At 67.2% G+C, this 6395-nt stretch carries 3 protein-coding genes and 2 pseudogenes; 2 read left to right on the forward strand and 3 right to left on the reverse strand.

The features are described from left to right. Positions 1-70 precede the first annotated feature (70 nt). Positions 71-430 carry a hypothetical protein gene (locus B085_RS49625; protein WP_158689848.1) on the forward strand — a complete coding sequence of 120 codons (360 nt, stop codon included), beginning with the start codon at positions 71-73 and terminating at the stop codon, positions 428-430. 304 nt (positions 431-734) lie between these two features. Here the strand turns inward: B085_RS49625 and B085_RS47450 are convergent. Then, a pseudogene (locus B085_RS47450) lies at positions 735-946 on the reverse strand (tyrosine-type recombinase/integrase); the annotation flags it as partial. A gap of 895 nt (positions 947-1841) precedes the next feature. After that, complete coding sequence (locus tag B085_RS49630) at positions 1842-3125, reverse strand: hypothetical protein (protein WP_158689849.1); 1284 nt, start codon at positions 3123-3125, stop codon at positions 1842-1844. Positions 3126-3896: 771 nt separating this feature from the next. Between B085_RS49630 and mobF the strand changes: the two genes are divergently transcribed. After that, positions 3897-5207, forward strand: a complete 1311-nt coding sequence (gene mobF / locus B085_RS44085; protein ID WP_078620104.1) for a MobF family relaxase — start codon at positions 3897-3899, stop codon at positions 5205-5207. Between the two features lie 734 nt (positions 5208-5941). Here the strand turns inward: mobF and B085_RS44090 are convergent. Beyond that, a pseudogene (locus B085_RS44090) lies at positions 5942-6395 on the reverse strand (transposase); the annotation flags it as partial.

Consider the following 6395-nt stretch of genomic DNA (forward strand, 5'->3'; position numbering starts at 1 on the left):
ACTTCAAGTTGTAGAGTTCTGCCGCAGCGGCCGCTTCGAAAACTTCGAGGTAGGGATTAGCCTGGCTGCAGTGCTGGATGCGGCAGGGGATCCCGACGCGACCACTGGGCCACTCCCGGCCATATATGCCTACGGGGATCTTCAGTTGGGATTTTCGAAAGGTGGAATTCTTTGGCATCTCGCCCTCGAGCCTTCCGGGAGGGAAATGGTCCTTCCTGGTCCGCTGGGGGTGAGGAATAGGGTGAAGAATTTCACCCTACAGGAATTTATGGATATCGCCAAAGCCGCTGGAGAGAGGGTGGGGAAGTGTGAGCCATTCGTTTCCGGTGAGTCGTGGTGGCAAATTTCAGGGTCGGGAGTATTTGCTGATTTCGACGAAGAGGGGCTTATGGTTGCAGCTCACTACTCGGATCAAAGATTTGCGAATTAGGCGAAATTGCGAACTCTGATGGGGTTTCCATTTTGCGTGGCGAGGATTGCGTGACGTGTGCACCGATCTGCACCTGGAGAGCTGAATAGGGGTGAGGGCTTCGGGGTGCTTATGCATTCGCCTGCGACTCCCTTATTTTCCGGATTGCCAAGGAGCAGTGGCGGGAACATTCATCGAAGAGGCCACCGTTAATGCAAAGTTGAAGCCCCGTCAAGTCGTGCCTGGCGGGGCTTCTGTGTGGGTTGACGGCAGTAGCTGACGGCAACGTCAGCGTACGAGGAGCACGCGAGGCGGGCAGGCCCTAGACGCCGGCGGTGACGCCGATGTCGGCGTGTCCGAGTAGTTCCTTGATGACGGCGAGGCCGACGCCTTGTTCCAGGAGCAGCGTCGCGGTCGAGTGTCGGAGGTCGTGGCAGCGGATCCCGCGGAGCCCGGCCCGGTTGACGAGCCGACCGAAGCGGCGCGTGAGGTTGGAGGGTCGATGGGGCCGCCAATGGTGGTGAAGACGAGGCCGCTGCCAGGACCTGCCACCGCATCCCCGGCACCCGGGCGGCACCTCCTTCACCGACTGGGCGCCTTGAGCGATGGCGGTCACCATCTGGGCCTGGATCCCCGTCACAGCCGCCAGCGCGCTGCTCACGGCGGTCTGGTTGACCACCGCGACCACGATTGCGTCGAGCAGCCTGGCGCAGCACACCCCGGCCGCCACCATCAGGGCCACGCGCCAGCAGCCCCTGCGTATCGCCTTCACGACTCGCCGCCGTGGTGACGGTCCCACTCGAAATCGGTGCGCTGAGCCTCCATGAGCATGTCGAACACCCGCTGCCCATCAGCCGTCGGACCGGTCTCCGGTAGCGAGGCACCAGCTGCCGGGTCCGCGCTGCGGCCGTCGCTGCGCGCTCCGAACAGCCACCCGCGCCACCCTTCCGGATAAGGCTTGGGCACAACACAACGACATCCTTCCCACCCGCCCCACAGGGCAATCCAGTTCAGATGTCACCCGATCGTGCGGCAGACCCCCGCGTCCGGCCTGGCCCCAGGCGTGGGCATCGTCCTGGACACGTCCCCGGGAGACCTGCAGCTGGTGCCAGGCGTCCTCGGTGAAGTCGGTGACGCGCTGCCGGCCGGCTGCCGCGCGGCGCGGCAGGCCGGGCGCGGCGCCGTAGGCGAACCGTGCCGTGTGACCGGCGATGCGGTAGCCGCGGGACCGTACGGCCCGGTTGCGGAAGCGCGTGCTCACCAGCCGTGGCCATGGTCGGGAACGATCACCTCACGAACGGGAAACGATCTCCAACGCGTCGCATTCGTGCCGGTCAGGCCGACTCGGGAACGGTCCGTCGTGTAGGGGGACAACACAGGCTCGGTTGTGCGCACGGCGTGCCGGTGTGGTTGTGTCTGGCGGGGGTGCCGTTCATGGGCATGGGTGAGTCTCCCGCCAGTTGGTGCGGAGGCTGGTGTCGAGCTGGGTCTCCCATTGCGCGAGCGTCTGGCACTGCAGTGGCGTGCGCCGGTTCTCGGCGGCGTCGGCTTGGGCGAGCGAGGCGAGGATCCTGGCGTGGATGCGGTGCGTGGGTTCCTCGGGCAGGGGTTCGCTGGCGTTGCCGTCGGGGCCTGGCCGGCGCTGTGGTGATGTTGTGCTTTTGATTTTGGCCAGGGCGGCGCGGAATGCCGCGTTGGGAGGAACCCCTGGTGGGCTGGTGATCTGTGTCTGTTCCGGCTGTTCCGGCTGGTGTGGTGCTGGGGGTGTGGCGGTATCGCGAAGGTGGCGGGTGATGTAGGCGGCGGGGGCGTGGGGGCGCCAGGTGAGCCACCAGGAGTGCAGTTCTGCCGCGATGTCGTGCCGGGTCAGGCCGGCTGTGATCAGGGGGCGCAGGGCGTAGGCGAGGCGTCGCAGGTGCTCGCCTTGTGTCCAGGGGACGCGGGGCCGGATCCAGGTGGCGATGGCGATGCTGTGGGCGGTCTGCGCCGGCGTGAACGATGTGGGGCGTGGGGCGCGTCGTTCCGGCGCAGTGGTGTAGTTGTTCTTCTCGTCTACCTGAGCTTTCTGTCTCTTGGGGTACTGCTTACGGGAAGGGGTGCAATGGGTGGTGCGTGCTGCGGCTTGCTTGCGGGCGCGGGCGTCAGTGATGGCGCGGGCGCGGCCTTGGGGGGTGTAGCCGATCAGGCGGGCGGTGTAGCCGTGCCCGTAGATGCGGTGGCCCATGGCCTGGTCCCAGGGTGGGGGAGCGGTGGCTGCGTAGATGGTGGCGGTGCCGGACCATCCGGGCCGCCCGGATTTGCGTCGCGTGTTCGTGCGGCTGCCGTGTTTGACCCATACCAGGAGCCCGAGTTCACGCAGGTAGCCGATGTGATGTGCGAGGCAGCGCTTGCTGATGCCGAGTAGGGCTGCACGGTGGTCGCGACAGTAGAAAACGTGCCCGTTTGGTTTCATGTCGCCGGCCAGGGATTGCGCGACCCGTAGGGTCGTTGCGTTCGCTTGGGGGTGCACTCCTTCGTCAATGGCCCACTGGGCGGCGGACAGGAAGTCACGTGCCCGCACGCTGCGGGAGGCCGTGGTGGTTATCTCCTGCTGGGCGTGCGTAAGGACGAGTTGCGGGGCGCGACTGCCCGACTGAGCCGCGGGGCTGGGAGGTGTGTCGGTGGTGTCGTCTGCCGGTGCGTCCTGGTGGTGGACGAGGGCGTGCTGGATCTTCAACAGTGGCGCGCCCTCCGTGGCGCGTGAGGCAACGTCGCCGGCGGTGGGCACTGGCGGCCGCCGGCGTCGTTGGTTCATGGAAGGGAAGCCCTGCGCTTGCTGCTGGCAGCAGGTGACAGTGCTAGGCAGCCGAGGTAGGGGAGGCTGATCAGGACGCTGGCACCGCGTCCGGGGTCAGAGGGCTGAGCGGGGTCGGCCGTGCCAAGGGGGGAAACAGTTGATTGCCTGGCTGTTCCGTCCGACGGGAATGGACGGGCGCCCTTGCGTTGCCTTCGGCTCGTCCTTGGCTGCGCTGGTGCCCGGCCGGGGTGGGGTATGGCGCTTCATGCCGGGGACCGGAGCTCTGCCGGTGTTCGCATGACGCCGCCGTGATGACGCGCCGTGTGGAAGTGACCTGCAGCCCGCAGTGCGGGAGGGCGCCAGAAGAGGAAGTCAGCTTCTTCCCGTGCGACGGGAGTTGGTCCTGTGAGCACGTGCTGTCGGCTCGTACCCCTGCTGGGCTGGGCGCCATGATTTCGTGCAGACAGGCCAGCAAGGGGTCGGCGTGCAGGTATTACCTGAAGGACGTCATCGTCGGAGACATGCATCGCCCGCTCGGAGTGCCCTTGGACACGGCACAGGATCTGGTGGGTGTGCCGCAGGGACAGTGGTTGGGCCGGGCGCTGCCGTGGGTCGGACTGGTCGCCGATGAGGCGGTCACCGAATCAGAGATGATGGCTCTGTTCGGCGAAGGCCGTCACCCTTACGCCGAGAAGGCGATCGCAGACCGGCTTGCGGAAGGCGACTCGTCCGGCGAAGGCGGAGCGGGCGGCGCGGCTGGGATACCGGGTGCAGAAGTTCACGGCGATCGACTTCGTCTTCCGCCCTCCCGGAAGCATCCAGATCCTGTGGGCGCTGGCGGATCCGCACACCAGGCGCGTCATCGAGACGCTCCACCTGCAGGTACTCCGCGAGGTGATGACGCAGGAGGTCGAGGAGAAACTGCTGATCGTGCGGGTGGGGAAGGACAGCGTTCGTCAGCTGGCCCGGCCGGGCGTGATGGCGGCTCGCTTCCGTCACTACACCTCCCGGAAGGGCGGGCCGCTGCTTCACGATCATGTGTTGATGTCTGTGAAGGTCAAGCGGACTGACGGAGGGTGGGGCACGTTGCACACCCGCACGCTGCTCGAGCACGTCGTTGCCTGCTCCGAGCGCTACAACCAGCGGATCCTGGAGGAAGTCTGTACGCGTCTCGGCCTGGCCACCGAGCCGCGGTTTCCCACGGCCGGACAGCGGCCGGTGATGGAGATCGCCGGGATACCGGAGGAGCTGATCAACTGGGCCGCATCCCGCAATCAGGCCATCATGGAGCGCCTGGGGTCCCTGGAGGAGCTGTGGGTGCAGCGCACTGGTGGCCCGGTCTCGGTGAAGGTACGACGCCGCTTGATGGCCATGGCAGCCGACGAGACACGGCCCGCAAAGGACACGGCCCGCCCTTTGTCGCAGTGGCTGGCGCATTGGCGTTCCTCTGCCATCGCTCGCCTCGGCCGTGCGGTCGTGGACAACCTGCTGCGGTTGGCTCGGGCAGCGGCCCGCGGCATTCGCGCGCGTGCCCGTGCGGTCCTCGACGTCGCGGTGGGCGCGCTGGAGATCACCGCCACGGTGTCGCAGTACTACCCCGGCGGATTCCGTCGCCGTCATTTGCTGGCCGAGGCGCGCCGATATCTCACACGGGTCTTTCGCGGGCGGCCGGTGCCGGTAGGGGCGGACGAGGCGCTGGTCACCGCGGCCATGGAAGCCCACTGCGTCGATGTCTCCCCGCCCCGAGCGCCGGACCTGCCTGCTCCGGTCGTGGAATACCGCCGTCTCATGCCGCGCTGGGCGCCCGTGACGGATACCAAGACGGCACGTGGCGGGGTCGAAGCCGCTGGGATCTACTATCGTACGCGCGCCGAAGCGGTGCGCCGCATGTCCGACGGCCGCCGTGGAACCGCATCGGTGCGCCGCTCTCGGGCCGGACACGCCGCCCCACCTGCAGGAGCGGGTCAAGACCTCAGAGAGCGGCAGGCGGGCCCCGAGAGCGGCAGGAGCAGGAAGCTGTAAGCCGTCGACGGCGTGCCGCTTGGCACTGCCAGGCGCGGCATGGTGACTGGCAGCGGCGGCGTATGGGTGGCCCGTCGTCGCCTCTGAAGCACATGCTCCGTCTCAAGCCGCCGGCCGGTCACTTCGGCGGAATCCGGAGCAAGGTGACCGGTGGCGTAGGCATCCTGCCTGCCCGCAGCCCCTCGCCGGTGACGGTGTCCCATGAGGTATCTCCCTGCAAAAGGGTACGCAGCAGCCCCAAGCAGGGGGTCGCGGGACACGGCCACCTGGTGGGTACTGGATCGCGGTGTATCGGGGCCCGCTGGTGATGCTTCCTGCCCGGCTGCGGCGCTCAACGCGCAGACGGCGGCGAGGATTGTCGAAGCTGATGTTGGCCTCGGGATCAGGCCGCAGACGTGAGGACCTGTGGTGTCATGGTGAGGGCTGCCGGTCGCTGCGGTGCCCGCCGGCCGCGAACCTCCTGCTTCATCGGCAGCAGCCCATGACCTGTGTTCGCTCTGGCCAGCGCCACCGGCAGTGTGTGGGGTGCCTCTATGTGTTTGGTCAAGGGGTCGGTGACGGCTGAGAGGTCATCTGTCACTCTGATGTGCATGGGAGACGAATCGGCTGTCGTGGTGCCTGCCGATGAGCGCATGCGACCTTGTGACTTCTGCGGTCACCTGGTTGCGGAGGGCTCGGTCGACGAGTACGACTGTCCGGTTTGTGGTGAGTCTGACTCGGGCTGAGTTGGCTGGCCGGGACTGGTAGAAGGTCCCATCGCGGAGCATGGCGAACAGGACGTCGACCCGGCGTCTGGCCAGGCACAGGAGGGCCTGAGTATGGCGCTTCCCCTGGCCGATCTTCTTGTCGTAGTAGGCGCGGGAGGCTGGATCGCCGAGTGAGGCGAACGCGGCCAGGAAGAACGCCCGCTTCAGCTGTTTGTTGCCCCGTCGGGAGGGTTGCTCGCCGCGTATGGANGATCCGGAGCTGCGGGTCGCGGGGGCGAGTCCNGCATAGGAGGCCAGGTGGGCGGCGGTCGGGAAGGCGCTCGCGTCGCCGACGTCGATCAGGANCCGGGCGCCGGTCCTGGTCCCGATGCCGGGCATGGAGGTCAGGATCTTCGACAGCGGGTGCTCGTCGAGCAGTTCCTGGATCCGCTTCTCCAGGAGCTTGCGCTGGTCGAGGGCCGCTCGCAGCGAGCCGGTCAGG

Source organism: Streptomyces sp. BoleA5 (assembly GCF_000373665.1).
Taxonomy (GTDB): Bacteria; Actinomycetota; Actinomycetes; order Streptomycetales; family Streptomycetaceae; genus Actinacidiphila.